This window comes from Streptomyces sp. NPDC048637 (assembly GCF_040650675.1).
Classification (GTDB): domain Bacteria; phylum Actinomycetota; class Actinomycetes; order Streptomycetales; family Streptomycetaceae; genus Streptomyces.
This window is the reverse complement of record NZ_JBEZHQ010000006.1, coordinates 36,098-62,489: the sequence shown is the minus strand read 5'-3', so window position 1 is coordinate 62,489 and position 26,392 is coordinate 36,098. Positions and strand designations below refer to the sequence as shown.

Genomic DNA, 26,392 nt, shown 5'->3' with positions numbered 1-26,392 from the left:
CTCATGGCTACTTTCCTCTACACACTCGGACGCCTCACCTTCCGCAGACGGCGCTTCGTCGCCCTGATATGGGTGGCCCTGCTGGCCGTTGCCGGTGTCGGCGCCGCCACCGCCTCGCCGCCTGCCGCCGACTCCTTCTCGATTCCCGGCACCGAGGCCCAGCGCGCCTTCGACCTGCTCGACCAGCGGTTCCCCGGCTCCAGCGCCGACGGCGCCACGGCCCGGGTGGTCTTCAAGGCCCCCGAGGGCGAGTCGATGAAGGACCCGGCGAACAAGGCGGCCGTCGAACGGGCCGTCCACGCCCTGAAGTCGGGCTCTGGCCAGGTCGCCCGGGTCACCGACCCGTACGTCGCCAAGACCCTCAGCAAGGACGCCGGTACCGCCTACGCCCAGGTCTCCTACAAGGTCACCGGCTTCGAGCTCACCGATCCCTCCAAGGACGCCCTCAAGGACGTGGCCGAGGACGGCCGGGAGGCCGGACTGACCGTCGAGATCGGCGGCAATGCGCTCCAGGCCGTCCCCGAGACCAGCAGCAGCGAGATCATCGGGATCGCGGTCTCCGCGGTGGTCCTCGTCATCACCTTCGGTGCGCTGATCGCGGCCGGACTGCCGCTGCTGACCGCGCTGATCGGCGTCGGCATCGGCGTCTCCACCATCACCGCGCTGAGCAGTGCGCTCGACCTCTCCAGCACGACCTCGACGCTGGCCATGATGATCGGCCTCGCCGTCGGCATCGACTACGCCCTGTTCATCGTCTCCCGCTACCGCGCCGAACTCACCGAGGGCCGCGAGCGGGAGGAAGCCGCCGGACGCGCGGTGGGCACCGCCGGCTCCGCGGTCGTCTTCGCCGGACTGACCGTGGTCATCGCGCTGGCCGGCCTCGCCGTCGTCAACATCCCGATGCTGACGAAGATGGGCCTGGCCGCGGCCGGCACCGTCGTCATCGCCGTACTGATCGCCCTGACCCTCATCCCGGCGCTGCTGGGCTTCGCGGGGAAGCGGGTGCTGCCCCGCAAGGCGCGCAAGGCCACCGCGGACGGGCGCGACGAGGCCCGGGAGGCGGCCCCCGCCGAGCGGCCCAACATGGGTACCCGGTGGGCGCGTTTCGTGCTGCGCCGCCCGGTCGCCGTACTCCTCGCCGGTGTCGTCGGCCTCGGCGCCGTCGCGATCCCCGCGGCCTCGCTGGAGGTGGGCCTGCCGGACGACGGCTCGCAGCCCACCAGCACCACCCAGCGCAAGGCGTACGACCTGCTGTCGGACGGCTTCGGGCCCGGCTTCAACGGCCCGCTGATGCTGGTCGTCGACGGCCGGCACGCGGACGCGGGGGAGACCACCAAGTCCGCGGCGGCACGGGTGGCCAAGGAGGTGCGCGGACTGGACAACGTCGCCGTGGTCACCCCGCCCACCTTCAACAAGGCCGGCGACACCGCCATGCTGAACGTCGTCCCGAAGTCCCAGCCCAGCAGCGTCGAGACCGAGGAGCTGGTCCAGCACATCCGGTCCACGACGGCCGGCATCGCCACCGACACCGGCGCGCAGACCCTGGTCACCGGCACCACCGCGATGAACATCGATGCCTCGCAGAAGCTGAACGACGCCCTGGTGCCCTACCTGGCGCTGGTCGTCGGCCTGGCCTTCCTCCTCCTGATGGTCGTCTTCCGCTCGGTGCTCGTCCCGCTCAAGGCGGCGCTGGGCTTCCTGCTCTCGGTGGTGGCGGCGCTCGGCGCGGTTGTCGCGGTCTTCCAATGGGGCTGGCTGAGCGACCTGTTCGGCGTCGAGCAGACCGGCCCGATCATGAGCATGATGCCGATCTTCCTGGTGGGCGTGGTCTTCGGCCTGGCGATGGACTACGAGGTCTTCCTCGTCACGCGGATGCGGGAGGCCTTCGTCCACGGCGAGTCCCCCGGCGAGGCCGTCGTGACCGGCTTCCGGCACGGCGCACGGGTGGTCACCGCCGCCGCGGTCATCATGATCAGCGTCTTCGCCGGCTTCATCGGCTCCTCCGACTCCATGGTCAAGATGATCGGCTTCGGCCTCGCCATCGCCGTCTTCTTCGACGCCTTCGTCGTCCGCATGGCCCTCGTCCCCGCCGTCCTCGCCCTGCTGGGCCGCAGCGCCTGGTGGCTCCCCCGGTGGCTGCAAAGGCTCCTGCCGAACGTGGATGTCGAGGGGGAGGGTCTGCAACGGCAGCTCGCCGGGACGGCCGAGGACCGGAGCGACGCCGGGACGGCCGAGGAGCGGACCGACGCCGGGACGGCCGAGGACCGGACCGACGACGACGCCAGCGCACCGGACGCGGACCCGCGGACCGAACCGGCCGGCGTCTGACCTCGTCCCCCCCGCACGGCCGCCGGCCACCCGCCGGCGGCCGTGCCCTCCGGGTGCAGCCGGTCGGCGCCGCCCGTTCGCGCGTATGTTCCACCACGCGAGGGTGCCCAGATGGGACCCCCCTTCACGGGCGTCGTGGCCGTTCCGCATCATGGGCGCTCTTGCAACATATTTGCAGGAGGCACCACCATTGGTGGGTTGCAGCGCCTGAAGCGGAGAAGCCGAGATGCACGTACCCGATGGATTCATCAATGCGCCGGTGTCGGCGGCGACCGGAGCGGTCGCCGCGGTCGCGGTGGCGGTCAGCCTGCGCGGCGCCCGGCGTGAACTGGCGGGTGCGGGGCCGGCCGGTGCTGCGGCCGCCGAGCGTACGGCGCCGCTGGCCGGGCTGGTCGCGGCGTTCATCTTTGCCGTGCAGATGCTGAACTTCCCGGTCGCGGCGGGCACCAGCGGGCATCTGCTGGGCGGTGCGCTGGCGGCGATACTCGTCGGCCCGTACACCGGCGTGCTGTGCGTCTCGGTCGTGCTGCTGATGCAGGGCGTGCTGTTCGCCGACGGCGGGCTGACCGCGCTGGGCGTGAACATCACCGATATGGCGATCGTGACGACCGTGGTCGCCTACGCCCTGTTCCGCGGACTGGTGAAGGTGCTGCCGCGACGGCGCCGCTCGGTCACCGTGGCCTCGTTCGTCGCCGCGCTGCTCTCCGTGCCGGCGGCCGCGGTCGCCTTCACCGCCCTCTACGCGCTCGGCGGGACCGCGGACGTGCCGATCGGCAAGGTCTTCACCGCCATGGTGGGCGTGCATCTGCTGATCGGGATCGGCGAGGCGGCGATCACCGCCCTGACCGTCGGCGCCGTGATCGCGGTGCGCCCCGACCTGGTCTACGGCGCCCGCGGGCTGACCAAGCCGCTGGAGCTGCGGACCTCGCCGCTCGCCGCGCCCGCCGACGAGGCCGCCCCGGAGACCGCCCCGGCACCCGTGCCCGCGGTCGCCGCCCCGGCCCCCGCGCGCCGCTCCGTCCGCCGCGTCTGGCTGGCCGGCCTCGCCGCCGCCCTGGTGTGCGCGGGCGGCATCAGCTACTACGCCTCCGCCAGCCCCGACGGCCTGGAGAAGGTCGCTCACGACCACGGCATCGACCGCAAGGCCGAGGACCACGCCGCCAAGGACTCCCCGCTCGCCGACTACGGCGTCAAGGACATCACCGACCCGCGGCTGTCCGGCGGCCTCGCCGGGGTCATCGGCGTCGGCGCGACGCTGGCCGTGGGCACGGGCGTGTTCGTCGTGGTGCGGCGCCGCCGGAGCGCCGCCACCGCGGAGCGGCCGGACACGGGTGCCGGGCGCCCGTCGGAGAAGGTCTGAGATGGGCGCTGGACATGCGCACAAGCTGTACCGGCACGGTCATTCGCCGGTCCATGCGCTGCCGGCGCACTGCAAGATCGCGGCGGTCTTCTGCTTCGTCCTGGTCGTCGTCTCCACCCCACGGGAGGCGGTCTGGGCGTTCGGGCTGTACGCGCTGCTGATCGCGGCCGCCGCCGGGGCCGCCCGGGTCCCGGCCGGGTTTCTGCTCAAGCGGCTGCTGATCGAGGTGCCGTTCGTCGCCTTCGCCGTGCTGATGCCGTTCGTCGCCGAGGGGCCGCGCGTCGCCGTCCTCGGGATGAGCCTGAGCGAGTCCGGGCTGTGGGGCGCCTGGAACATCCTGGCCAAGGGCACGCTCGGCGTCGCCGCGTCCGTCCTGCTCGCGTCCACCACCGAGCTGCGCGAACTCCTGCTGGGCCTGCAGCGGCTCCGGATGCCGCCGCTGCTCGTCCAGATCGCGTCCTTCATGATCCGCTACGGCGATGTGATCACCGACGAGATGCGGCGGATGCGGATCGCCCGGCTCTCCCGCGGCTTCGAAGCGCGTGGCGTCCGTCACTGGGGTGTGCTCGCCAAGTCCGCCGGGGCGCTGTTCATCCGCTCCTACGAGCGCGGTGAGCGCGTCCACCTCGCGATGGTCAGCCGCGGCTATACCGGCACCATGCCCGTGGTCGACGGCAGCGCCGCCACCCGCACACAATGGACCCGCGCGGCTGCCCTCCCGCTCGCCGCGCTCGCCGTCTGCCTCCTGGGATGGACCCTTTGAGCACCGCCACGCCCGCCCCCTCCCTCGCCGTCTCCGGGCTCGCCTACGCCTACCCCGACGGCCACCAGGCGCTCTTCGGGGTCGACCTGACCGTCGCCCGTGGGGAGCGGGTCGCCCTGCTCGGGCCCAACGGCGCCGGCAAGACCACCCTCGTGCTGCACCTCAACGGCATCCTCGAAGCGGGCGCCGGCACCGTCGCGGTCGCCGGGCTCCCGGTCGCCAGGGAGCACCTCGCCGAGATCCGCCGCCGCGTCGGCATCGTCTTCCAGGACCCCGACGACCAGCTGTTCATGCCCACCGTCCGCGAGGATGTCGCCTTCGGGCCGGCCTCCGCGGGGCTGCGCGGCGCCGAACTGGACGAGCGGGTCACCGAGGCGCTCACCCGGGTCGGTATGGCGGAGTTCGCCGACCGGCCGCCGCACCACCTATCGTTCGGGCAGCGCCGCCGGGTCGCCGTCGCCACGGTGCTGGCGATGCGGCCGGAGATCCTGGTCCTCGACGAGCCGTCCTCCAATCTCGACCCCGCCTCCCGCCGGGAACTCGCCGACATCCTGAGGTCGTTGGACGTCACCGTCCTGATGGTCACCCACGATCTGCCGTACGCGCTGGAGCTGTGCCCGCGGTCCGTGGTGCTCTCCGGTGGGGTGCTCGTCGCCGACGGGACCACCCAGCAGCTGCTGTGCGACGAGGAACTGATGCGCACCCACCGGCTGGAGCTGCCCTTCGGCTTCGATCCGCGATCGGTCGACGTCCCGCTGTGACCCACCACTGAGGCTCTCCTCCCCGCGGGGCCCCGGCCGCGGTGTGCGCATGTGACGAACGCCACGGGCCGCGGTCCTGGTCATCAGCACTGATCCGCACGTTGCACCATGGATGGGTCACGGTGGCGACGGATGAATGGGAAGCGGGAATCAGTGGTGGACGTCCAGGGCACGGTCGAGGACGGCTTCGAGCCGGTCCGGGACGCCTTCATGGCCAACTTCGCGCGGCGCGGTGAGCGGGGCGCGGCGGTCGCCGTCTACCGGCACGGGCGCAAGGTCGTGGACCTGTGGGGCGGCACCAGGGACGGGGACGCCGGCAAGCACGCGGCGGACGCGGCGCCCTGGGAGGCCGGCACGGCCCAGGTGATCCGCTCCGCGACCAAGGGCATCGCCGCCCTCGTCCCGCTGCTGCTGCACCAGCGCGGACAGCTCGACCTCGATGCGCCGGTCGGCACGTACTGGCCCGAGTTCAAGGCCGCCGGCAAGGAACGCGTACTCGTCCGCCATCTGCTCTCGCACCGCGCCGGACTGCCCGTCCTGGACACCCCGCTCACCCCCGACCAGGCCATCGACGGCGTCAGTGGTCCCGCCGCCCTCGCCGCCCAGGCACCCGCCTGGGAACCGGGCACGGACCACGGCTACCACGCGCAGACCTACAGCTGGCTGCTCGGCGAGCTGGTGCTGCGGGTCACCGGCCGCACCATCGGCACCTGGATCGCCGACGAGATATCCGGGCCGCTCGGCCTCGACCTGTGGATCGGCCTCCCCGAGGAGGCGCAGTCCCGCGTCGGGCGGATCGCCACCGTCCAGACCCCGGAACCGCCCGCCGCGACGGGGCTCCGCGTCCGCCCGAAGCGGTCCGTCGCCGACGCGTACGCCGATCCGGACTCGTTCACCAGCCGCGCCTTCGCCGCGATTTCCCCGGCCCCCGACGAGAACGCACCGGAGTACCGGGCCGCCGAGCTGCCCGCCTCGGCGGGCGTCGCCACCGCCCGCTCCCTGGCCCGCTGTTACGCCGCGCTCATCGGGGCCGTCGACGAGCATCCGCGGCTCTTCGCGCCCGCGACGCTCACCCTCGCCCGGACCGAGGAGTCCGCGGGGCCCGACCGCACCCTCCTGGTCCCTTCGCGGTTCGGCCTGGGCTTCATGCTCCACGGGCCGGCCTCCCCGCTCCTGGCGCCCGGTTCGTTCGGCCACCCGGGGCGCGGGGGCGCACTCGCCTGCGCCGATCCCGAGAGCGGGCTGGCGTTCGGCTATGTCACCAACGGGATGCAGCGCGGGGTGACGGCGGATCCGCGGGCGCAGGCGCTGGTGCGGGCGGTTGCTGCTTCCCACGTTGCCGGGTGACCCGCCGTCTTTCTTCTGTGGGGTTGACCCGCCTTCGGCGGGAGCGGGGAAGGGGGTGGGGTGGCCCCCCTGCTGGTGGTGGGTGCCGGGTGCGGGGCCTCCGGGGTGGTGTTGTGGACTGCTTCGCTTGACGTCCTCAACACCACCCCGGATGGGTGGCTTTGTGCACGAGTTGGGACAGCAGATATTCAGCGACGGGCAGAGTGCGGGCCGTTGCCATGTCCACGGTTTTGAGTCATCTGCCAAGATCTGCGAATGACAGGTACCGTTTGATGTACACAACAGAGCCGACAGAAGCCCGCATCGAGGATGCAGGCAACATCTTGGTTGCGCCTTCGATGGTGCAAGATGAGGGCTTGATCAGGGACTTCTTCGGGTCCACAATCACGCCGGAGGACCTTGCTTCTGGTGCGCCCGACCTCGCGCAGAAGACCGTCTACCTGTGTGGCGATATATCCGGGATCAGCCGCCGCCAACTGCAGGCGGCGGCCCGGGTATTCGTTGTTCGGGAGCTGTCACACGGTTACCACGAGGACGTCGACAAACCTTGGACTCTCGTCGGCCTCGGGCGAGTCCCCCTCCGCGTACACGGCGTTGGCGTTTACTACCGTCAACTTTTTGGGCTCGACGACGATCACTTCGGACGGATCCGTACGGAGCACGCGTTCCAGTCCCTGACGGAGTCCACCAAGCCTGGAACAGCCCATCGCAGCGGAATCTATCTGACGCCCGTCACGCGAAACGGTGACGAACTGCATTTCCGCCTGCTCCGGTGCTCCACGAATCTCTCGGGGCCGACCGAGAACTTTCGCCCGACCGACACGCGCATCGTCGGGGCTCTGAACCGCGAGGCCGCCGCCGTCTTCCGGAATCAGGCACCACTGAATCACGTCCTCGCTCAGATCTACCACAACACCCGCGCCACGACCGAGCGCAAGCAGTCCAAGGCCAAGATCTCGGCCCATGCCGACAAGACCAAGGACATGCCCGTCAATGGCATCATGGCCTTCTGCACCTTCTATGACGGGCTCGACAAGCTGCAGCCCCTGGCCGAAGACGCCTTCGACTACGGCGCGAAGGGTGCCAGCGGGCTGACCAAACTCCACTTTCGCCTCAAGGACCGGAGCGAAAAACGCAACGGAGCTGCGCTCCCGCCGCAGTTCACCCTGACCCTCCACCCCGGCTCCGTGTTCTTCATGCCGCTGTCCACCAACCGCCTGTATACGCACGAAATCCGGCCCTCGACGTTGGACGCCGAGTTGCTCCCGACCCGCCTGGGGTACGTGGTGCGCTGTTCGAGCGCCGAAGCCGTTCACAAGAACGGCCATACGTTCCTCAAACTTGCCGAGGATTTGGTGAAGCTGGGGCCACCCACACCGGCGGGCATGAACGAACTGCGCAGACTGTACGCCGAGGAAAACAGGACCTCGTCCTTCATTGATTACGGCGACGAATTTCTCTTCAGTATGAACACGGGAGACTACTTTGCCCCCCGAGTATAGGATCTCGGATGAGATCATCTCGTGTACTTTGCCGACCGAGGAGAATCTCTTTGCGGAGCTGTCCGCATCGGCTCGTTTGGAAGACGTAGGAAAAGGTCGGCGAGGCGCCGTGATTACCAAGATTGACGAGGCGGGTGGTGTGCCTCTCGTACGCACTACCACTCGATACAACAGCCCGACGCAGCGTTTCCGGGCAGTGCACGAACGGCTGGCGCAACAGATTCAAGAACGTGCGGCGCTTTCGGTCGACTTCAACAACGCTCTCATCGAGAACTACACGAACGCTTACAAGAACATGGGTAGCCATTCCGACCAAGCCCTCGACCTGGCCGACGAGTCGCTTATCGCTGTCTTCTCCTGCTACCAACATCCCGAAGCGAGCCCGCCAAGGAAGCTGATCTTCGAATCAAAGGGGCCCGGTGGCGAGAAGTTCGAGATCCCCCTCGCCCACAACAGTATCGTCGCGTTTTCTGTCGACTCGAATCGGCGACTCAGGCACAAGATCGCACTGGACGCACCCGTCCCGACGGCGGACAACCAATGGTTGGGTGTAACCTTTCGAACGTCAAAGACCTTCGTTCGGTTTCACGACGGACATGCATACCTCTCGCAGGGTGCGCGCCTCATGTCGGCCAACGATGAGCAGAAGAGCGAGTTTTACCGACTGCGGCGCCGTGAGAACAATGAAACGGACTTCACCTACCCTCTGCTGACATACACCATCAGCGAGAGCGATCTGATGCCGCCCGTCTGATCTTAAGGGCTTTTGAGCCGGGCCCCGCAGGAGGCACAGAGACGGATACGGGCCACGCCTTCAGGGGCGCTCGCCGGGGGCCTCTCCCGCGGGCCCGTGCTGTCGGAACTCGTGAACAATCCGATCCCGCCGCAGCGCCCGTGTGCCTCCCGTACTGCTGTAGAAGTGCTGTCCCTTCTCCCCTTCTCATGGACAGAGCCAGGAGGGGGGAGGGGGTATGTGGTGGGTGCCGGTGGGGAGTTGTGGGCCGCTGGAGCTCTGTTACGTCGCCATCATGCGGTCATGGAAGGGCCGTCATGCGGGGGCGTGAAGGTGTGCGGCATGAACGCTTCAGATTCCTTCTCCCGACCCGGGGACGGGTCGGTCGAGAGCTCGAAAGTCCGGTGGCGCTGGTCACGTAGAGGTGTGGGACTCACGGCTTCGGCGGGGGTGGTGGCGCTTACCGGGTCGCTGCTTGTGCCGTCGAGCGCGGGGGCGAGTCCGGGGGCCAGTCCGGGGGCGGGAGAGGCCCCGGTGCGGTCGATCCAGTGGTCCGACTGTCCCAAGGCCGAGCCGTCCATTCCTGCCCCGAGCAAGCGGACCCAGTGCGGGACGCTGGAGGTGCCGGTCGACTGGGCGAAGCCGGACGGGCCGACAATGAAGATCGCGGTGGCCCGCCAGAAGGCCACCGACCCGAAGAAGCGCATCGGGGTCCTGCTCTCGAACCCGGGCGGGCCCGGCACCCCCGGCGTGGACGATGCCTACTACGCCGAGGACCCGCACGAGGGCTACCCGGACGGCATCAGGAGCCGCTTCGACATCATCGGTTTCGACCCGCGCGGTATCGGCCGCAGCGGACAGTTCCGGTGCGACGACAAGCTCGCCGCGAAGATCCCCAACCGACCCAAGAACGCGGCCGAGTTCCAGCGGATGCGCACGCTCAACCAGCAGCTCGCCGAGAGCTGCCGGGCACGCAGCGGCGCGGTCGTCGACCACATGGACAGTGTCAGCGTCGCCCGCGACATGGAGGCGATCCGCGCCGCCCTCGGCGAGAAGAAGATCAACTTCCTGGGGCACTCGTACGGCACGCTCATCGGCCGCCAATACGCCCGCCTCTTCCCGGAGAAGCTCCGGGCGCTGGCCCTCGACAGCGCGATGGACCCGTCCCGGCCGGACGCCGAGCGCTTCCTCCGGGACGGTTCCGCGGCCGTCGAGGACGGTGTGCAGCAGCTCGCTGACTGGTGCGCGAAGAACACCTCCTGCGCCCTGAAGGGCCGGGACGTGAAGGCCGTCGTCCGCGGGCTCTTCGCGTGGGCGGACGCGGGCCGGCTGTTCGAGCCGGGGCCGCACGGCCCCACGAAGAAGAAGGTCACCGCCGACAAGCTGTCCGACTTCCTCACCTCCAACCTGAGGAAGTGGAATCCGCAGCCCACCGCTGAGCAGCTGAGTCTCCTGAACAGCGGCCGGGGCAAGGTCACCTGGACCGACAGCACCCCGGAGATCGCCTGGCGCACCGTGATGTGCCGGGACTACGACTTCCGGCTCCGCGGCTGGGACCAGTACCGCGAGCTGCAGCAGCGGGCCCGGTCCGACGCGCCGACTGCCCGCTACAACTCCCAGGCCCTGGACATGATCGCCGGCTGCCAGGGCTGGCCGGCCGCGCCCGAGCCGGAGCCGGCCCAGGCCAAGGGCCCGCTGCCGCCGGTGCTCATCGTGAACGCCAAGCACGACCTGGCGACCCCGCTGCCGGGTGCCCGGCGCATGAAGCAGGAGTTCCCGCAGGGGCGGCTCGCCGTCCTCGACTCCGTGGACCACTGGCTCTACCGCAAGTGCCAGTCGCCGCTCCCGGCACGGGCGGTCGACACCTATCTCCGTACGCTGAAGACGCCGTCCGACGGCACGGTGTTCCCGCAGCGTTGACGGGACCGCGGGCGGTGGCATCTGCTGGGTGCCGGGTGTGGCGCTGCCACACCCGGCACCAAGGGGAAGCGGCCCGTGGACGCGGTCCGGTGCGGTATGAGGGAGCGCGCATGAAGATAGTGATACCCGGCGGGACCGGTCAGGTGGGCGGAATTCTGAACCGTGCCCTGACCGCCGCGGGCCACGAGGTCGTGGTCCTGACCAGACGTCCGTCGCGGGCGGGGGAAGTGGCCTGGGACGGTGCGACGCCGGGCCCCTGGGCGGCGGCGGTCGACGGCAGTGACGTCGTGATCAACCTGGCCGGACGCAGCGTCAGTTGCCGCTACACCCAGGCCAACCTCCAGGAGATGATGGACTCCCGGGTGGACTCCGCCCGGGTCGTGGGCGAGGCGATCGCGGCGGCCGCCCGGCCGCCCCGTATCTGGCTGCAGATGAGCACCGCCACCATCTACGCCCACCGCTTCGACGCGCCCCACGACGAGGCGACCGGTGAGCTCGGCGGCTCGGAGCCCGGCGTCCCGGACTACTGGGCGTTCAGCGTCGGGATCGCCAAGGCCTGGGAGCGGGCACAGGAACAGGCCGCCACCCCGGACACCCGCAAGGTCGCCCTGCGCTCCGCCATGGTGATGAGCCCCGATCGCGGCGGGGTGTTCGATGTGCTGCTGCGGCTGGCGCGGCTGGGGCTCGGCGGCCCGGTCGCGGGCGGCGCACAGTACGTGTCCTGGATCCATGACCGCGACTTCGTCCGCGCGGTCGAGTTCCTGGTCGACCGGAGCGACCTCACCGGGCCGGTGAATCTCGCCGCCCCCGGTCCGCTGCCGCAGCGTGACTTCATGCGCGCGCTGCGGGCCGCCTGGGGCGTCCCGGTGGGCCTGCCGGCCACGAAGCGGATGGCCGAGCTGGGCGCGCTCGCGCTGCGTTCCGACACCGAACTCCTGCTCAAGAGCCGCCGGGTGGTGCCCGGCCGGCTGCGCGAAGCGGGTTTCGCCTTCGAGTACGACACCTGGCCGAAGGCCGCGGAGGACCTGGTGCGGCGCGCCCGCGGCGCACGGGCCGCCGGCTGAGCCGTCCGCGCGGCGCCCCTCAGCCGGTGTGCAGCATCAGGCCGATGCCGATGACCATCAGGCCCGCCGCGGCGATCCGGGGGGCGCCGAAGCGCTCCTTGAAGAAGAGGGCACCGATGGCGGCGCCCACGATGATCGAGGACTCGCGCAGGGCGGCGATCGGTGCGAGCGGGGCGCGGGTCTGGGCCCACAGGACCAGGCCGTAGGCGAAGACGGAGAGCACCCCGCCGGCCAGCCCGCGCAGCGCGAAGGGGCGGAGTTCGGTGAGGAGCCGGCGGCGGCGGGTGGCGAGCGCGTAGGCGGGGATCACGATGCCTTCGAGGAACATCAGCCAGGCGATATAGCCCAGGGAGCTGCCGGCGGCGCGTACGCCCAGGCCGTCGACGGTCGTGTAGGAGGCGATGGCGAGGCCGGTGGCGAGGGCGGCGGCGAGGGCCGGCCAGTGCGGCCTGGTCCCGGTGCCCCGGAAGCCCCAGAGGGCGACCCCGACCAGGCCCGCGGAGGCCAGGGCGACACCGGCCAGGGCCCAGCCGTCGGGAATCTCGTGCACGAAGACGGCGGCCAGGACGGTGACGACCAGGGGCGCGGTGCCGCGGGCGATGGGGTACATCTGCCCGAAGTCGCCCAGGCGGAACGACTGCATCAGCAGGGCCTGGTAGACGATGTGCAGCACGGCGGAGACCAGGAGGTAGGGCCAGGCGCCGGCGGCGGGGAGCGGGGAGACGGCGGCCAGGGCGATGCCGCAGACCGCGCCCCCGCCACCGACCAGGGTGAAGGCCAGGAGCTGGTCGCGGATGCCGTGGGCGATGGCGTTCCAGCTGGCGTGGGTGACGGCGGCCAGCAGGACCGCGGCGACGACGAGCGGGGTCACGAGGTGCGCTCGCGCGCGGTGGGCGACAGGACGGTCTGGGGTCCCGGGGCGGTGCCGGACGCGGAATCGCTCATGGCCCGCACGCTAGCGAAAGCTGTACGGGCCATGCGAATCACTTCCGGTCGCTGAGACGGGGCGCCCCGCAGGCGCCCCGCACCCATCAGCCGGCGGTGAGGAGGGCGCGGACCACCGGGCCCGCGTTGGAGCCGCCGTGTCCGCTCGCCGGGACGACGGCCGCCGCGGCGACATCGTCGCGGTAGGCGGTGAACCAGGCGTTGGGCTTCTTCTGGCCGTCGACCTCGGCGGAGCCGGTCTTGGCGCCGACGTCACCGCTGACCCCGGACATCGCCTCGGCGGCCGTACCGGACGTCGCGGTCAGCTTCATCAGCGACCTCAGACCGCTGAGGGTGGACGGCTTCATCGTGCGCGGGGCCTTGGCGAGCGTCCGGTGGTCCAGCGACGGCGAGACGATGTACGGCTGGTGGAAGGAGCCGGCCCGGACCGTCGCCGAGAGCGTGGCGACCGTGAGCGGGTTCATCCGCACCCCGCCCTGGCCGATCAGCGAGGCCGCCATCTGCGCGTCGCTCTGCACCGGCACCGCGCCGTCGAAGGTGGGGATGCCGGTCTGCCAGTTCAGGCCGATGCCGAAGACGTCCCGGGCCTCCTTGGTCAGATCGTCGTCGCTGAGGTCCTTGGCCTGCGAGATGAAGGCGTTGTTGCAGGACGCGGCGAAGCTCTGCGCGAAGGTGCCGTTCTTGATCTCGGACTTGTTGAGGTTCTGGAACTTCCAGCCGCCGACCGTCACGTACTTGGGGCACGGGTGGGACTTGCCCGGCGAGGTCATGCCCTTGTCCATCAGCATCGCCGCGGTGACGACCTTCATCGTCGAGCCGGGCGCGAGCGACCCCTGGGTGGCCAGGTTGAAGCCCTTCTCCGGGGAGTTGGCGAGCGCCAGGATCTCACCGGTGCTGGGCTTGACCGCCGCCGCGGAGGCGGACTTCTTGCCCTTGACCGCCCGCTCGGCCGCCGACTGCATTCCGGCGTCCAGGGTGGTCTTGAGCGTGCCCGGCGTCCCCTTGGAGAGCACCTTCAGGGTCTTGTCGGGCAGCTGGTCGGCGGGCTTGGCGCTCTTGGCCCGGTGGATGAACAGCTCCATGCCGGGCTTGCCGTCGGTCTTGTCGCCGTACTTGTCGCGCAGGCTGTCCAGCACCCCGGCCAGCGCCGGATGCGCCTCGGGGGTCAGCGCGGCGCCCTTGCGGTCCACGGCCTTGATCGGCGGCGCCTCGGCCTCGCCCGTCCGCAGCTGATCGCCCTTGGCGAGGCCCGGGTGAAGCATCGTCGGCTGCCAGGCGATCTGCGGCTTTCCGGTGGCCTTGTCGCGCTCCACGGTCGCGGAGGTGCGGTAGGAGTAGGCGGCCTTGGTGCCCTGGTAGTCGATCTGCGCGGCGACGGTGTACGGCACCTTGCCGCCCGCCGGCGCGCCCGGCGTGAGCGTCACCTTCGAGAACCGTGCCTGCTTGCCGAGGGACTCCAGTGCGCTCTTGCACTTCTCCGGGTCGTCCGTCAGCCCGGCCGCCTTGGCCGCGTCACCGGACTGCCACGCGGTCAGGAACTCCCGCGACGTCGTCTGCACTTCCTTGGCCGACAGCGGGCCGGTGGCGACCTTGGTCCCGTTGTCGCCCGACTTGCCATCCGCCGACCTGACCTCCTGGGGCGACTCGTCCGAGCCGCCGAAGAGCGTGAGGCCGCCCACGACGCCTGCCACCAGGGCCACCGATCCGCCGATCAGCCCGTACTTCACCTCACGGCGCATGCCACCGATTCCCTCCCAGAGCCTCGTCCTTGAATACGCACACAAGAACGTGCCTCGCACTCTAAGGGACACGGGGAGGCCCTGAGTCTCGATACGGGCACGGTCCGGTGACGCGCTGTTGTACGGCTGTTACGGAACTGTCGAATTTGGCGTCGCTACACCCAGGTGTCGAACCACATCCGGTGGTGCCAGGCCGACTTGGGGATCGGCATCCCCGTATAGAGGGGGTAGAAGTAGATGAAATTCCATGCGATCAGGAGAACCAGGACACCGGCGCCGACCGCGCCGATCGTGCGGCGGCGCTCCGTCGAGCCCGGTGGTCCGACCAGCGCGCCGATCATCATCGCCAGCGCCAGACACAGGAACGGGACGAACACCACCGCATAGAAGAGGAAGATGGTCCGCTCCTGGTAGAGGAACCACGGCAGATAACCGGCCGCGACGCCGCAGACGATCGCCCCGGCCCGCCAGTCCCGCTTGAACAGCCAGCGGTAGAGGACGTAGAGGAGCGCAAAGCAGGCCGCCCACCACAACAGGGGGGTGCCCAGCGCCAGCACCTCCCGGGCGCAGCCCTCGGCCGCCGTGCAGCCGTCCTGGCCGGCCTTGGGGTCCTCGTAGAAATACGAGACCGGGCGGCCCAGGACCAGCCAGCTCCACGGGTTCGACTGGTAGGTGTGCGGGGTGGTCAGTCCGGTGTGGAAGGAGTAGACCTCGGTCTGGTAGTGCCACAGGCTGCGCAGCCAGTCCGGCACCCAGACCCAGGCGCCCGTACGGCCCTCCGGTGTGGTCGCCCAGTCGCGGTAGTAGCCGCCCTTGGTGGCGATCCAGCCCGACCACGACGCGAGATAGGTGGCGAGGGCGACGACGACGGTGGCCCCGAAGGCGGGCAGGACGTCGCGGCGCAGGGCTGCGCGGAAGGGGTGCCGGGCGCCGGCCGTACGGCGGGCCGCGACATCCCACAACACCGACATCAGGGCGAAGGCCGCGAGGTAGTACAGGCCGTTCCACTTCGTCGCGGCGGCCAGGCCCAGACACATTCCGGCCGCGATCCGCCAGCGGCGCCAGCCCAGCCGCAGCCGGTCGCCGACCTCCTCGTCCGGGCGGGCCACACCGTCCGGACCGGAGGGCAGCGCCGCCGCCAGCCGGGCCCGGGTGCGGTCCCGGTCCACCAGCAGACAGCCGAACGCGGCCACCACCCAGAACATCACGATCAGATCGAGCAGGGCGGTCCGGCTCATCACGAAGTGCAGACCGTCCACCGCCAGCAGGGTGCCCGCCAGACAGCCCAGCGCCGTCGAGCGCAGCAGCCGGCGGCCGATACGGCAGATCAGCAGCACCGAGAGGGTGCCGAGCAGCGCCACCATGAACCGCCAGCCGAAGGGGTTCATCCCGAACACGCCCTCGCCCAGCGCGATCAGCCACTTGCCCATCGGCGGGTGGACGACATACGAGTGCTGGGGCGAGAGCAGCAGCTCCGGCGGATGCCCGACCAGCGCGTCATTGGCGTTCTTGGCCCAGGTGCCCTCGTAGCCGTACTGCAGCAGCGACCAGGCGTCCTTGGGGTAGTACGTCTCGTCGAATATCACCTTCCGCGGGCTGCCCAGGTTCCAGAACCGCAGCACCCCGGCGAACAGCGCCACCAGCAGCGGTCCGCCCCAGGCCGACCAGCGTGTCAGCCGGGCCGCGGCGTCCGGGCCCGCGCCGAACACGGCCCACAGACGGCCGCTCGGCTCGGGGAAGGCGGGCACCAGCCGCGCGCGGACATCGGTCTGCGGGCGGACGGGAAACCCGAAGCGGCGCAGTCGCCGCTGCCACACGGGGGGCGCTCCGGGCGGCTCCGGGGCGTGCTGCGCGGCGGCGTCGGTCGCGGTGGTGTCACTCGTCACCCGGCCCATCGTAGGGAAGCGGCCTGTGGGCCGGTGTGGAGCACACCGGGGGACACCGACCGGCCGGGGCACGGCGGCTCCCTGGGAGGATGGGATGGTGACTGGAACGCTGGTACTTGCAGGGACGCCCATCGGGGAGATCGCGGACGCACCGCCGCGGCTCGCCACCGAGCTGGCCGCCGCCGATGTGATCGCCGCCGAGGACACCCGGCGGCTGCGCCGGCTGACCCAGGCGCTGGAGGTCCAGCCGTCCGGGCGGATCGTGTCGTACTTCGAGGGCAATGAAGCGGCCCGGACACCCGAGCTGGCCGAGGCGCTGGCCGGCGGGTCGCGGGTGCTGCTGGTCACCGACGCGGGGATGCCCTCGGTCTCCGACCCCGGCTACCGGCTGGTCGCCGCGGCCGTCGAACGCGGCATCAAGGTCACCGCCGTACCGGGCCCCAGTGCGGTGCTCACCGCCCTGGCCGTCTCCGGGCTGCCGGTGGACCGCTTCTGCTTCGAGGGGTTCCTGCCCCGCAAGGGCGGTGAGCGGCGCACCCGGCTGCGCGAGGTCGCCGACGAGCGGCGCACCCTCGTCTACTTCGAGGCGCCGCACCGGCTCGACGACACCCTCGCCGCGATGGCCGAGATCTTCGGCGCTGACCGGCGCGCCGCGGTCTGCCGGGAGCTGACCAAGACGTACGAGGAGGTCAAGCGCGGGCGGCTGGAGGAGCTCGTGCCCTGGGCGGCCGAGGGTGTACGCGGCGAGATCACCATCGTCGTCGAGGGCGCCCCGGACACCGCGCAGGACCTGGGCGCCGAGGAACTGGTACGCCGGGTGCGGGTCCGCGAGGAGGCCGGCGAGCGCCGCAAGGAGGCCATCGCCGCGGTCGCCGCCGACGCCGGGCTGCCCAAGCGGGAGGTCTTCGACGCGGTGGTCGCGGCGAAGAACGCGGAGAAGGGCCCGGCGAAGGGCCCGGCGAAGGGCGCCTAGCAGGACGCGGAGAAGGGCCCGGCGGGGCGCGCGGCGAAAACCGACTCATCAGAAGGTAAATGACTGGCCTGAAAGGTAAAGCGCAGACCGGGATGGCGGGGAGTTTTCCCTGCCCCCGGCCAAATCTGGGCCAATACGGTCGTCGATCAGCTGCTTTGTGACCGGGAAAGGCGTCCACTGGACGTGGGACGAACGGTTCCCGAAGACCTTGTCCAGCGGACAAGAGGAGCGCAGCACATGAGCGATTTCGCCAGGACCCCCGGAGTTTCCACGACGACCACCGGCGGAGAACACCCCGCCCCCCGGCCCGACGCCGCCGCGCACGAGGCGTACTCCTTCGCCTGTATGCGGTGCGGCCACGGCTGGGAGCAGGCCTACGAGATAGTCCATCAGGTCGACGGCAAGGGGGAGCTGCATGTCGTCTACTACGCGGACGGCGCCCGCGTCCCGTCCCCGCTGACCTGCCCCACCTGCCTGAACTGCGGCTCCGACGTCGTGCGCATCATGCGCTCCGGCCAGGTCTCCATGGTCTCCGAGGCGATGGCGAACATGCATCAGCGCCGCCCCGCCGGGGAGCGGAAGAAGGAATCCCCCGCGGCGGACCCGGACCGCACCGGCTGCACCGCCGAGGACGAGGAATCCGGCCGCCACCACTGGCACCTCTCCGACCTGCTGCACCCCTTCCAGCACCACCGCCGGTGAGTGCCGTGCCGCGTCCCTCGTAGGATCGCGGCCATGGCACCGCAGGACAAGAACACCCCGCCGCCGCTGCCCGAACCGCTTCGGGTGGCGGTCGCGGATTCGCACACCCACCTGGACATGCAGGAAGGCACCGTCGACGAGGCGCTCGCCAAGGCCGCCTCCGTCGGCGTGACCACCGTGGTCCAGGTGGGCTGCGACCTGGCCGGTTCACGGTGGGCCGCCGAGACGGCGGCGGCCCACGACAGCGTGCACGCCACCGTCGCGCTGCACCCCAACGAGGCGCCCCGGATCGTCCTCGGCGACCCGGACGGCTGGTCACGGCAAGGGGCGCGGGAGCCCGGCGGTGACAGTGCCCTGGACGCCGCCCTCGCCGAGATCGACAAGCTGGCCGCCCTGCCGCAGGTCCGCGGCGTCGGCGAAACCGGCCTGGACTACTTCCGCACCGGCCCCGAGGGCATGGCCGCCCAGGAGGCGTCCTTCCGGGCGCACATCGAGATCGCCAAACGGCACGACAAGGCCCTGGTCATCCACGACCGCGAGGCACACGACGATGTGCTGCGGATCCTGCGCGAGGAGGGCGCGCCCGAGCGGGTTGTCTTCCACTGCTACTCCGGCGACGCCGAGATGGCCCAGATCTGCGCCGCGGCCGGCTACTTCATGTCCTTCGCCGGCAACGTCACCTTCAAAAACGCCCAGCACCTGCGCGACGCCCTCGCTGTCGCCCCGCCGGAGCTGGTCCTCGTCGAGACCGACGCCCCCTTCCTCACGCCCGCCCCGTACCGCGGACGGGCCAACGCCCCGTACCTCATTCCGGTCACGCTGCGGGCGATGGCCGAGGTCACGGCGGTGACGGAGGACGCACTGGCCACCGCCATCGCGGCGAACACGGCGCGGGCCTTCGGTTACTGACGGTTCGCGGCAGACTTCCGACGGCCACCGAAGGGGCCGCGCGCCCCGCCGGAAAGACCTCCCACATCCCCCGATCCGGTCACTTTCCGTATCGGACCGACTTTGGAGAGTGGCGGCGACTCCGCTACATTCCGGCCGTCAACCGCAGCCGGGGCATGTGGAGCGCGCCGTGAGTCATTCGCAGAGCAGCCACCGCGCCGCGCGCGGCCGTCGCAAACGCCGTGCCGAAGGCCCCGAGGCACTGCGCGGACTGCTGCCCCGGGCCCTGGTCGTGGCCTTCCTCGCCGGCGGCACCACCGCCTTCATCGCGCACGACAAGGCGATCCGGCTCACCGTCGACGGCGCCCCGCGCACCCTGCACACCTTCGCCTCCGACGTCGACGACCTGCTGGCCGACGAGCGGCTCGGCATCGGCGCCCATGACATCGTCGCGCCCGCCCCCGGCACCGCCCTCCGCAGCGGCGACGAGGTCGTCGTCCGGCACGGCCGCCCGGTGGTGCTGACCATCGACGGACAGCGCCGCACGGTGTGGACCACCGCGGACACCGTCGCCGGCGCACTCGACCAGCTCGGCGTCCGCGCCGACGGCGCCTACCTGTCGGCCTCCCGCTCCCGGCGCATCGAGCAGCGCGGCATGGCGCTGGCGGTCCGTACCGAACGCTCGGTGGTGATCGTCGCCGACGGCCGCGAACACCGGGTCCGCACCAACGCGGCCACCGTCCGCGAGGCCCTGGCGGAGGCCGGGCTCGCCCTGCGCGACCAGGACACCACCTCGGTGCCGCAGGACAGCTTCCCGCGCGACGGCCAGACCATCTCGGTGCTGCGGATCACCGGCTCCAAGGAGGTCCGTGAGAAACCCATCCCCTTCCGTACGCTCCACCGGACCGACCCCCGCCTGGCCCGCGGCACCGTGGCGGTCGTCCAGCAGGGGCGGCCCGGTGTGCGACGGGTCACCTACCGGGTGCGCACCGTCAACGGCGTCAAGCAGAAGCCGAAGCGGCTGCACAGCGAGGTCGTGCGCGCCCCGCGCCCGCAGATCGTGCACCTCGGCATCAGGGAGCTGCCCACCTCCGTGCGCGGCGCCGACCACCTCGCCTGGCATGCGCTGGCGCAGTGCGAGGCGGGCGGCCGGCCGAACGCCGTCGACCGCTCGGGCAACTACGGCGGGCTCTACCAGTTCGATGTCGCCACCTGGCGGGCCCTCGGCGGCCGCGGCCGGCCGCAGGACGCACCGGCCGGCGAGCAGACCTACCGGGCCAAGAAGCTCTACATCAGCCGGGGGGCGAGCCCGTGGCCGGTCTGCGGCCGTAAGCTTCACGGGTGAACGAGCGCAACGAGGCTGTGGCATGAGCAAGAGCACCACCGACGATTCCGGTCCCCTGCTGGGCGCCGCCGACATCCGCGAGCTGGCGGCCGCGCTGGGCGTCCGCCCCACCAAGCAGCGCGGCCAGAACTTCGTCATCGACGCGAACACCGTCCGCCGGATCGTCCGCACCGCCGAGGTCCGGCCCGACGATGTCGTGGTCGAGATCGGCCCGGGTCTCGGCTCGCTGACCCTGGGCCTGCTGGAGGCCGCCGACCGGGTCATCGCCGTGGAGATCGACGAGGTGCTGGCAGCCGCACTGCCGTCCACCGTCGCGGCCCGGATGCCCGACCGCGCCGACCGCTTCGCGCTCGTGCACAGCGACGCCATGCACGTCACCGAACTGCCCGGCCCCGCGCCCACCGCGCTGGTCGCCAACCTCCCCTACAACGTCGCCGTGCCGGTGCTGCTGCACATGCTCGCGGCCTTCCCCACCATCGACCGCACCCTGGTCATGGTGCAGTCCGAGGTCGCCGACCGGCTCGCCGCCCGCCCCGGCAACAAGGTCTACGGCGTGCCGTCCGTGAAGGCCAACTGGTACGCCGAGGTCAAGCGGGCCGGCGCCATCGGCCGCAACGTCTTCTGGCCCGCCCCCAACGTCGACTCCGGCCTGGTCTCCCTCGTCCGCCGCGACCGGCCGATCGAGACCACGGCGAGCCGCGACGAGGTCTTCGCCGTCGTCGACGCGGCCTTCGCCCAGCGCCGCAAGACCCTGCGGGCCGCGCTCTCGGGATGGGCCGGATCGGCCGCCGCTGCGGAGGCCGCCCTGGTCGCCGCGGGCGTCTCACCGCAGGCCCGCGGCGAGGCACTGACCGTCGAGGAGTTCGCCAGGATCGCCGAGCACAAGGGACCGGGCGGGGCGCCCGGCATCCGTCAGACAGGGGGAGCCACCGCATGACCGGCACGACTGATCCGACGGGCACGACTGGCCCGACGGGCACGACTGGCCCGGCGGGCACGACTGGCCCGGCGGGTACGACTGATCCGGCGGGTACGACTGGCCCGGCGGGTACGACTGATCCGGCGGGTACGACTGACCCGACCGCCACGCCCGCAACGACCGCCGCCTCGGTCACCGTCCGGGTGCCGGCCAAGGTCAACGTCCAGCTGGCCGTGGGCGCCGCCCGCCCGGACGGCTTCCACGACCTGGCGAACGTCTTCCTCGCCGTCGGCCTCTACGACGAGGTCACCGCCACCCCCGCCGACACCCTCCGGATCACCGCCGACGGCCACGACGTCGACCAGATCCCCCTGGACCGCACCAACCTGGCGGCCCGCGCCGCCGAACTCCTCGCCGCCCGCCACGGCATCGAACCGCACGTCCACCTCCACATCACCAAGGACATCCCCGTCGCGGGCGGCATGGCCGGCGGCAGCGCGGACGCCGCGGGCGCCCTGCTGGCCTGCGACGCGCTCTGGTCGACCGGCGCCTCGCGCGAGGAACTCCTCGACATCTGCGCCGAGTTGGGCAGCGATGTGCCGTTCAGCCTGGTCGGCGGGGCGGCCCTGGGGCGGGGGCGCGGCGAGCTGCTGACGCCGTTGGCCGTCGGCGGCACCTTCCACTGGGTCTTCGCGGTGGCCGACGGTGGCCTCTCCACCCCGGCCGTCTACGGCGAGTTCGACCGGCTGACGACGGGGACGGACGTCCCGGAGCCGGAGGCCGCCCCCGAGCTGCTGGCCGCCCTGGAATCCGGCGACGCCGCGGCCCTGGCCGCGGCCCTGGCCAACGACTTGCAGCCCGCGACGCTCTCGCTGCGGCCGTCGCTGACCGCAACCCTGGAGGCCGGTACCGCCGCTGGATCCCTGGCCGCGCTCGTCTCCGGCTCCGGCCCGACCACCGCCTTCCTGGTCAAGGACGCGGAGGCGGCAGGGGAGGTGGCGTCGGCCCTGCTGGCTTCGGGGACGTGCCGCCAGGTACGGGTGGCGGATTCTCCGGCGGTGGGGGCGAGGGTTCTCTAGGGCGGGGCCGGTTCTGCAGGGCGGGATGGTTCTGCAGGGCGGGGACGGTGCTCGAAACGGGCGTGGCGGCGATGTCGCCGTGGGGTCAAGTCCCGTACCCTCCAGGCTAGTTCAACTGCTAGGTGCTGCGACGAGAGGGGACGCCATGGTGCAGATCGAGGGTGCACGCCTGTTCCGGGAAAGCTGGATTGCGGGAGTGCACCAGCACTTCCCCGGGGAGCCGAAGGCCGGATACGTCACTCCGTGGGGCGACACCCCGCAGTGGGAGCGCGAGGCCGCCGGTTCGGTCTACGAGCAGGTGCGCCGGTTCATCGAGATCAGCGACGGGCACACGTCCAGGCTGTCCCGGGAGCAGAAAGGCCGGTTCGTCGCGACCTGCTGGACGGCCCAGATGTTCAAGCACTTCGACGACCCGAAGCCGGGCTACGTTGCGGACTGGCCCGACCTTCCGGCCTGGCAGCAGGAGACGGACGCCGACATCTTCGAGGCCATCGAGAAGGCGCTGAGCTGACCACATAGAGGCGTCTCTTGGTGGCCAGCTGGCTGGAAGCGTTCAGGCGCTTGGGAGAGATCAGACGCCCGGGAGGTCGGTGTCCTTGACGATGGTAACGAAGGACGACCAGGCGGCGGCCGGGAAGACGATCGCCGGGCCGTGCGGGTCCTTGGAGTCGCGGACGGGGACGATGCCGGGGAGGTCGTAGACGACCTCGACGCAGTCCCCGCCATCGCCGTTGGTGTAGCTGCTCTTGCGCCAGACGGCGGTGCTCAAGTCAACATGGCTGTTGGCCATTTCGGTCATCCCCTGCCGTTGCTTCGACCCCCGCAACGGAAGCCTGCCCGCCCCGCGGGGCCACAACGCAGCGTTGTCGGGCGGCGTTCTCGCGGACGCCCTGTGTCCCGGAGCCTTCGGGCGCCCGGGAGAACATCAGACGCCCGGGAGGTCGGTGTCCTTGACGGCGGTGACGAAGGACGACCATGCGGCGGCCGGGAAGATGAGCGCCGGGCCGTGCGGGTCCTTCGAGTCGCGGACGGGGACGATGCCAGGGAGGTCGTCGGCGACCTCGACGCAGTTCCCGCCGTCGCCGTTGGTGTAGCTGCTCTTGCGCCAGACGGCGGTGCTCAAGTCAATCCGGTTGCTTGTCACTTCGGTAGTCCTCTGCGGCCGCCTCGATCATGGTCAGGGACGCCTCAGGAGCGAGTGCGGCGGCCCTGAGCCGATCGTATGCCTTGCGGTATTTCTTCACGAGGGCCGGATCGTCGATCGTGTCGCCGCTGTACTGCGATTCAAGGTAGGCCAGGGGCGGAGCATCCGGAAAGGTCGTCAGCTGCAACAAGCCCACCGTCATGAGGGGGTGCGGTCCGCAGTTCCACGGAAGGACCTGTGGAACGATCCGGCGCTTCCTCGCCAGCTCCGCGATGCGGTCGAGCTGATCAGCCATCGCGGCCGCAGGGAGGACCGGGCAGCGCCACACGTACTCGGGCAGGATCACCCAGTATTCAGGGGTCTTGCGCTCATTTTCGAAGAGGCGGGCCCTCGCAGTGCGGGCGCTGACCTTCTCCTCCACCTCCTCGTCGGGTGCCAGCGGATGAGTCGTCCGTACCACCGCCCGTGTGTACGGCTCGGTCTGCAACAACCCCGGGATGAGGGTGGGACACCACTCCTCGATGGTTTCCGCGTACTTCTCCGCCTCCAATACGCGCTCGAAGTACTCGGCATGGCCCGTCCGCTTCGCCTTCCGCACGTCCTCGCAGCGCCGTTGGAAGAAGCCATTCGTCTTGAGCACCTTGTCCACGTGCTCGGCCAGCTCCGCCGGCATCCGCCGTTCGCCGCGTTCGATCTCGCTGAGGTGGCTCGGGCCGTAGAAGCTGCCCTCGACCAGTTGCGAGAGCGTGAGTCCGGCCAACTCCCGCTGGTAGCGCAGTTCCTTGCCGTAAAAGGTGGGGACTCCCGCCGAGCCGTCAATGTCCTTGCGTCGTGCCACGGTTCACCGCCGTACGTGTCGCTGGTTCACAGTCGTTGCGGACGGACTCCGGCGGTTCCCCGTATTTCCACCACTTCGCTCCACGCAATCCCCGGACCACGGCCGGGAGCCCAACCCTCTTTCACGCTACGCCGCGTCACGTCACTGTGTAAGCGGTTCGTCGCTATGCGTACAGAAAGGCCGGCTCCATGCCCCTCGACCACTCCCGCCCCGACGACGTGCACGAAAGCGCCGAAGAGCTGCGCGCCGCGCTGAAGGACAACGGCATCACGCTGCCGTCGCTCGGCGTCGATCTGCCCGGCTTCGCGGGTGTCTACGGCGTCTCGCTCGTCGCCTTCGGTAACTGCAACGCGGCCACCGCCCGCCGGCTCGCCGAGGTTCTTCGCAAGGCGGCCGCCCGTTGAATGGAGTGCTGCGCCTCGTCCGAACGATCCTCGGGCGGCTGCTGAGTTGGTTCCTTCCGGGGCGGGGTGGCCATCGGGCGAGCACCAGTACCGGTGTGCTCGCCGCCGCGGCCTGGTCACCGGCGGCTCCGGCGCGGCGGCGCCTCGTACATGTCCGCCAGGTACCGCCCGGCCTGCTGCCGCTCTGCGGTGCGGACAGCGGGCTCGTCCGGCCGTACGTCGCTGCCGCGGAGGCCCGGCAGCGTGCGGCTCAGGACGCCCGGCGCCGGGAGCTGGAGGAGGCCGTACGGAGACTCAACACCTGGTCGTCCGGTGGGGGCGGGCGCCACTGAGGGGCCAACGGCGGGGCCAGACGCACCCGCAACGGCGCGCCTCTGCTACGCCGCGCTCCCGGCACCGGCACCTTCCCGCTACGCGCCCGCCCCCGCTACGCCGAGCCCCCGGCACCGGTAGCGGTACCGGCCGCCTCGGCCAGCACCCCAGCCACCACCCGCCCCGCCCGTACCGCGTGCTCGGCGGTCGTCGGGACGCAGCGGTCCGCCGCCGGGTCGTACGCGGTCATGATCACGCCCGCGTGGTCGGTCTCCGGCTCCTGGAGGGTCACCGGCCGGCCCGGCGCCCGTAGCGCTTCCGTGAGGTCGCGGGAGTAGCGGGCGTCCACGGCGGTGTCGCGGGTGCCGTGCACCAGACGGACCGGTACGCCGGGGTCCCGGCCCGCGGCGAGATCGGCCAGCGGCGCCGTCCCGGTGGTACGCGCCGGCACGTCGTAGCGGCCCGCCACACCCACCACAGCTCGCGGCCGCCACCCCTCCACGATCTCGGGCCGCAGCGCGACCCCGAGCGCGGCCCCGGCCCCCGCCGACCACCCGGCCAGCACGAACGACTCCCCGTCGCCGCCCAGCCCGCCCGCTTCCTCGCGGACGAAGGCCAGGGACTCCAGCAGGTGCGCCCGGCCGGCGTCCGCGGCGTCCGCGCGCCAGTCCGGTACGAGCACCAGCAGCCCGCGCGCCGCCGCCGTCCGGGCCAGGGGCTCCAGGACGTCCCGCTCGTCGGGGCCGATACCGTGCCAGAGCAGTACGGTCGGCGCTGGCCGGGGGGCGCCCGCCGGACGGTAGACGTCCAGCTGCTTGCCGCTCGGGCCATAGACCAGCCCGCGTTCCGTCTCCACTGCCATGCCCATGCCCATGTCCGGTGCCATGGCGGCACGTTACAACGGGACGCGACGCCTCAGGCGCCCACGATGGCGAGCGACACCACCCAGGACAGGACCAGCAGACACGGGGCCGCCAGGAGGCAGCGCCAGGCGGCACCGCTCTTGCTGCCCATGCCTGCCATCCCTGCCACCGTCAGGAGGGCGGCCACGAATGCGGCGGCCATCGGCAGGCCCCCGACGATCTGCTGGCCGCCCGTGGAGCACATCATGCGGGCGTCACCCTCGTAGCAACCGTCGCTCGCCATCACCAGCAGCGGCGCGAACAGCCCGGTCACCCCGGCGAACGCCAACAGGAGCAGGCCGACGAAGAAGCGGCCCACGGCGGAGCCCGTCTCCGGCGGTGCATCGTCGTGCACGGGAGCGGCGGCAGGCGCCTGGTCGTTGATCATGCGGGCCACGCTAGGTCCGCCGACAGCCCCTGCCATCAGTACGGCTACTCATCTCCCGGCGCTCATCTCCCCGCACTTATCCACAGGTATTTATCTCCCCGCGGTCCTCGTCCGCACGCCGACTAGGCTGGGGAGGTCGATCGATCTGAA

General features: G+C 71.1%; 25 protein-coding genes and 1 pseudogene. 18 read left to right on the top strand and 8 right to left on the bottom strand.

Annotated features, from left to right (window positions below):
* Positions 1 to 3 precede the first annotated feature (3 nt).
* The 9 genes from AB0C46_RS11165 to AB0C46_RS11125 all read left to right on the top strand — a co-directional run bounded on the left by AB0C46_RS11165 (position 4) and on the right by AB0C46_RS11125 (position 11,778).
* Positions 4 to 2,328: an MMPL family transporter gene (locus tag AB0C46_RS11165; protein WP_362827524.1), complete on the top strand. Its 2,325-nt coding sequence runs from the start codon at positions 4 to 6 to the stop codon at positions 2,326 to 2,328.
* A gap of 226 nt (positions 2,329 to 2,554) precedes the next feature.
* On the top strand, positions 2,555 to 3,688 hold the full coding sequence (locus AB0C46_RS11160; RefSeq protein WP_362827523.1) for an energy-coupling factor ABC transporter permease: 1,134 nt from the start codon (positions 2,555 to 2,557) through the stop codon (positions 3,686 to 3,688).
* 1 nt (position 3,689) lies between these two features.
* Positions 3,690 to 4,451: a cobalt ECF transporter T component CbiQ gene (cbiQ, locus tag AB0C46_RS11155; protein WP_362827522.1), complete on the top strand. Its 762-nt coding sequence runs from the start codon at positions 3,690 to 3,692 to the stop codon at positions 4,449 to 4,451.
* Positions 4,448 to 5,212: an ABC transporter ATP-binding protein gene (locus AB0C46_RS11150; protein ID WP_362827521.1), complete on the top strand. Its 765-nt coding sequence runs from the start codon at positions 4,448 to 4,450 to the stop codon at positions 5,210 to 5,212. The genes cbiQ and AB0C46_RS11150 overlap by 4 nt, the downstream gene beginning before the upstream one ends.
* Positions 5,213 to 5,365: 153 nt before the next feature.
* Complete coding sequence (locus AB0C46_RS11145) at positions 5,366 to 6,559, top strand: serine hydrolase domain-containing protein (protein WP_362827687.1); 1,194 nt, start codon at positions 5,366 to 5,368, stop codon at positions 6,557 to 6,559.
* 272 nt (positions 6,560 to 6,831) lie between these two features.
* On the top strand, positions 6,832 to 8,061 hold the full coding sequence (locus AB0C46_RS11140) for a hypothetical protein (RefSeq protein WP_362827520.1): 1,230 nt from the start codon (positions 6,832 to 6,834) through the stop codon (positions 8,059 to 8,061).
* The gene (locus AB0C46_RS11135; protein WP_362827519.1) at positions 8,045 to 8,815 is read left to right on the top strand and encodes a hypothetical protein; all 771 of its coding nucleotides are present in this window, start codon (positions 8,045 to 8,047) and stop codon (positions 8,813 to 8,815) included. Before AB0C46_RS11140 ends, AB0C46_RS11135 begins: the two co-directional genes overlap by 17 nt.
* Positions 8,816 to 9,328: 513 nt before the next feature.
* Complete coding sequence (locus tag AB0C46_RS11130; RefSeq protein WP_362827518.1) at positions 9,329 to 10,714, top strand: alpha/beta fold hydrolase; 1,386 nt, start codon at positions 9,329 to 9,331, stop codon at positions 10,712 to 10,714.
* 110 nt (positions 10,715 to 10,824) lie between these two features.
* Positions 10,825 to 11,778: a TIGR01777 family oxidoreductase gene (locus tag AB0C46_RS11125; protein ID WP_362827517.1), complete on the top strand. Its 954-nt coding sequence runs from the start codon at positions 10,825 to 10,827 to the stop codon at positions 11,776 to 11,778.
* Positions 11,779 to 11,797: 19 nt separating this feature from the next.
* On the opposite strand, the gene AB0C46_RS11120 is transcribed toward AB0C46_RS11125, so the two are convergent.
* From AB0C46_RS11120 to AB0C46_RS11110, 3 genes are all read right to left on the bottom strand, one after another.
* Positions 11,798 to 12,649, bottom strand: coding sequence for a DMT family transporter (locus AB0C46_RS11120; protein WP_362827516.1), 852 nt, complete (start codon positions 12,647 to 12,649; stop codon positions 11,798 to 11,800).
* Positions 12,650 to 12,809: 160 nt separating this feature from the next.
* On the bottom strand, positions 12,810 to 14,462 hold the full coding sequence (locus AB0C46_RS11115; RefSeq protein WP_362827515.1) for a penicillin-binding transpeptidase domain-containing protein: 1,653 nt from the start codon (positions 14,460 to 14,462) through the stop codon (positions 12,810 to 12,812).
* A 155-nt stretch (positions 14,463 to 14,617) separates the two neighbouring features.
* A complete protein-coding gene (locus AB0C46_RS11110; RefSeq protein ID WP_362827514.1) occupies positions 14,618 to 16,357 on the bottom strand; it encodes a phospholipid carrier-dependent glycosyltransferase in 1,740 nt (579 codons plus the stop codon).
* A gap of 88 nt (positions 16,358 to 16,445) precedes the next feature.
* Here AB0C46_RS11110 and rsmI point away from each other — a divergent pair, with 88 nt between their 5' ends.
* The 7 genes and pseudogenes from rsmI (at position 16,446) to AB0C46_RS11075 (ending at position 22,765) form a co-directional block, all read left to right on the top strand.
* Positions 16,446 to 17,321 carry a 16S rRNA (cytidine(1402)-2'-O)-methyltransferase gene (rsmI, locus tag AB0C46_RS11105; RefSeq protein WP_362827686.1) on the top strand — a complete coding sequence of 292 codons (876 nt, stop codon included), beginning with the start codon at positions 16,446 to 16,448 and terminating at the stop codon, positions 17,319 to 17,321.
* Between the two features lie 237 nt (positions 17,322 to 17,558).
* Positions 17,559 to 18,023, top strand: a complete 465-nt coding sequence (locus AB0C46_RS11100; RefSeq protein ID WP_362827513.1) for a hypothetical protein — start codon at positions 17,559 to 17,561, stop codon at positions 18,021 to 18,023.
* A 33-nt stretch (positions 18,024 to 18,056) separates the two neighbouring features.
* Positions 18,057 to 18,932: a TatD family hydrolase gene (locus tag AB0C46_RS11095; RefSeq protein WP_362827512.1), complete on the top strand. Its 876-nt coding sequence runs from the start codon at positions 18,057 to 18,059 to the stop codon at positions 18,930 to 18,932.
* Between the two features lie 169 nt (positions 18,933 to 19,101).
* Positions 19,102 to 20,256, top strand: a complete 1,155-nt coding sequence (locus tag AB0C46_RS11090; RefSeq protein ID WP_362827511.1) for a ubiquitin-like domain-containing protein — start codon at positions 19,102 to 19,104, stop codon at positions 20,254 to 20,256.
* Positions 20,257 to 20,278: 22 nt separating this feature from the next.
* Positions 20,279 to 21,193, top strand: coding sequence for a 16S rRNA (adenine(1518)-N(6)/adenine(1519)-N(6))-dimethyltransferase RsmA (gene rsmA, locus AB0C46_RS11085; RefSeq protein ID WP_362827510.1), 915 nt, complete (start codon positions 20,279 to 20,281; stop codon positions 21,191 to 21,193).
* Between the two features lie 167 nt (positions 21,194 to 21,360).
* A pseudogene (locus AB0C46_RS11080) lies at positions 21,361 to 22,254 on the top strand (4-(cytidine 5'-diphospho)-2-C-methyl-D-erythritol kinase); the annotation flags it as partial.
* Between the two features lie 145 nt (positions 22,255 to 22,399).
* Positions 22,400 to 22,765: a hypothetical protein gene (locus AB0C46_RS11075; RefSeq protein ID WP_362827509.1), complete on the top strand. Its 366-nt coding sequence runs from the start codon at positions 22,400 to 22,402 to the stop codon at positions 22,763 to 22,765.
* Between the two features lie 60 nt (positions 22,766 to 22,825).
* Here AB0C46_RS11075 and AB0C46_RS11070 read toward each other — a convergent pair whose 3' ends face one another.
* The 3 genes from AB0C46_RS11070 to AB0C46_RS11060 form a co-directional block, all read right to left on the bottom strand.
* Positions 22,826 to 23,023: a DUF397 domain-containing protein gene (locus tag AB0C46_RS11070; RefSeq protein WP_362827507.1), complete on the bottom strand. Its 198-nt coding sequence runs from the start codon at positions 23,021 to 23,023 to the stop codon at positions 22,826 to 22,828.
* Between the two features lie 156 nt (positions 23,024 to 23,179).
* Positions 23,180 to 23,377, bottom strand: coding sequence for a DUF397 domain-containing protein (locus AB0C46_RS11065; RefSeq protein WP_362827505.1), 198 nt, complete (start codon positions 23,375 to 23,377; stop codon positions 23,180 to 23,182).
* Position 23,378: 1 nt separating this feature from the next.
* On the bottom strand, positions 23,379 to 24,236 hold the full coding sequence (locus AB0C46_RS11060; RefSeq protein WP_362827503.1) for a helix-turn-helix transcriptional regulator: 858 nt from the start codon (positions 24,234 to 24,236) through the stop codon (positions 23,379 to 23,381).
* A 188-nt stretch (positions 24,237 to 24,424) separates the two neighbouring features.
* On the opposite strand from AB0C46_RS11060, the gene AB0C46_RS11055 reads away from it, so the two are divergent.
* Together AB0C46_RS11055 and AB0C46_RS11050 are read left to right on the top strand one after the other, a co-directional pair.
* Positions 24,425 to 24,640, top strand: a complete 216-nt coding sequence (locus tag AB0C46_RS11055) for a hypothetical protein (RefSeq protein ID WP_362827501.1) — start codon at positions 24,425 to 24,427, stop codon at positions 24,638 to 24,640.
* 5 nt (positions 24,641 to 24,645) lie between these two features.
* Positions 24,646 to 24,972 carry a hypothetical protein gene (locus tag AB0C46_RS11050; RefSeq protein ID WP_362827685.1) on the top strand — a complete coding sequence of 109 codons (327 nt, stop codon included), beginning with the start codon at positions 24,646 to 24,648 and terminating at the stop codon, positions 24,970 to 24,972.
* A 95-nt stretch (positions 24,973 to 25,067) separates the two neighbouring features.
* On the opposite strand, the gene AB0C46_RS11045 is transcribed toward AB0C46_RS11050, so the two are convergent.
* Together AB0C46_RS11045 and AB0C46_RS11040 are read right to left on the bottom strand one after the other, a co-directional pair.
* Positions 25,068 to 25,838 (bottom strand): alpha/beta hydrolase, encoded by a 771-nt coding sequence (locus tag AB0C46_RS11045; protein ID WP_362827499.1) that lies wholly within the window; start codon positions 25,836 to 25,838, stop codon positions 25,068 to 25,070.
* Between the two features lie 29 nt (positions 25,839 to 25,867).
* Complete coding sequence (locus tag AB0C46_RS11040; RefSeq protein WP_362827497.1) at positions 25,868 to 26,242, bottom strand: hypothetical protein; 375 nt, start codon at positions 26,240 to 26,242, stop codon at positions 25,868 to 25,870.
* Between the last annotated feature and the right edge of the window lie 150 nt (positions 26,243 to 26,392).

What these genes read in the sequence shown, in the direction of transcription:
- AB0C46_RS11165 (WP_362827524.1), top strand. Translation starts at nt 4, where the DNA reads ATGGCTACTTTCCTCTACACACTCGGACGCCTCACCTTCCGCAGACGG.
- AB0C46_RS11160 (WP_362827523.1), top strand. Translation starts at nt 2,555, where the DNA reads ATGCACGTACCCGATGGATTCATCAATGCGCCGGTGTCGGCGGCGACC.
- cbiQ (WP_362827522.1), top strand. Translation starts at nt 3,690, where the DNA reads ATGGGCGCTGGACATGCGCACAAGCTGTACCGGCACGGTCATTCGCCG.
- AB0C46_RS11140 (WP_362827520.1), top strand. Translation starts at nt 6,832, where the DNA reads ATGTACACAACAGAGCCGACAGAAGCCCGCATCGAGGATGCAGGCAAC.
- AB0C46_RS11125 (WP_362827517.1), top strand. Translation starts at nt 10,825, where the DNA reads ATGAAGATAGTGATACCCGGCGGGACCGGTCAGGTGGGCGGAATTCTG.
- AB0C46_RS11115 (WP_362827515.1), bottom strand. Translation starts at nt 14,462, where the DNA reads ATGCGCCGTGAGGTGAAGTACGGGCTGATCGGCGGATCGGTGGCCCTG.
- AB0C46_RS11110 (WP_362827514.1), bottom strand. Translation starts at nt 16,357, where the DNA reads ATGGGCCGGGTGACGAGTGACACCACCGCGACCGACGCCGCCGCGCAG.
- AB0C46_RS11100 (WP_362827513.1), top strand. Translation starts at nt 17,559, where the DNA reads ATGAGCGATTTCGCCAGGACCCCCGGAGTTTCCACGACGACCACCGGC.
- AB0C46_RS11095 (WP_362827512.1), top strand. Translation starts at nt 18,057, where the DNA reads ATGGCACCGCAGGACAAGAACACCCCGCCGCCGCTGCCCGAACCGCTT.
- rsmA (WP_362827510.1), top strand. Translation starts at nt 20,279, where the DNA reads ATGAGCAAGAGCACCACCGACGATTCCGGTCCCCTGCTGGGCGCCGCC.
- AB0C46_RS11075 (WP_362827509.1), top strand. Translation starts at nt 22,400, where the DNA reads ATGGTGCAGATCGAGGGTGCACGCCTGTTCCGGGAAAGCTGGATTGCG.
- AB0C46_RS11055 (WP_362827501.1), top strand. Translation starts at nt 24,425, where the DNA reads ATGCCCCTCGACCACTCCCGCCCCGACGACGTGCACGAAAGCGCCGAA.
- AB0C46_RS11045 (WP_362827499.1), bottom strand. Translation starts at nt 25,838, where the DNA reads ATGGCACCGGACATGGGCATGGGCATGGCAGTGGAGACGGAACGCGGG.
- AB0C46_RS11040 (WP_362827497.1), bottom strand. Translation starts at nt 26,242, where the DNA reads ATGATCAACGACCAGGCGCCTGCCGCCGCTCCCGTGCACGACGATGCA.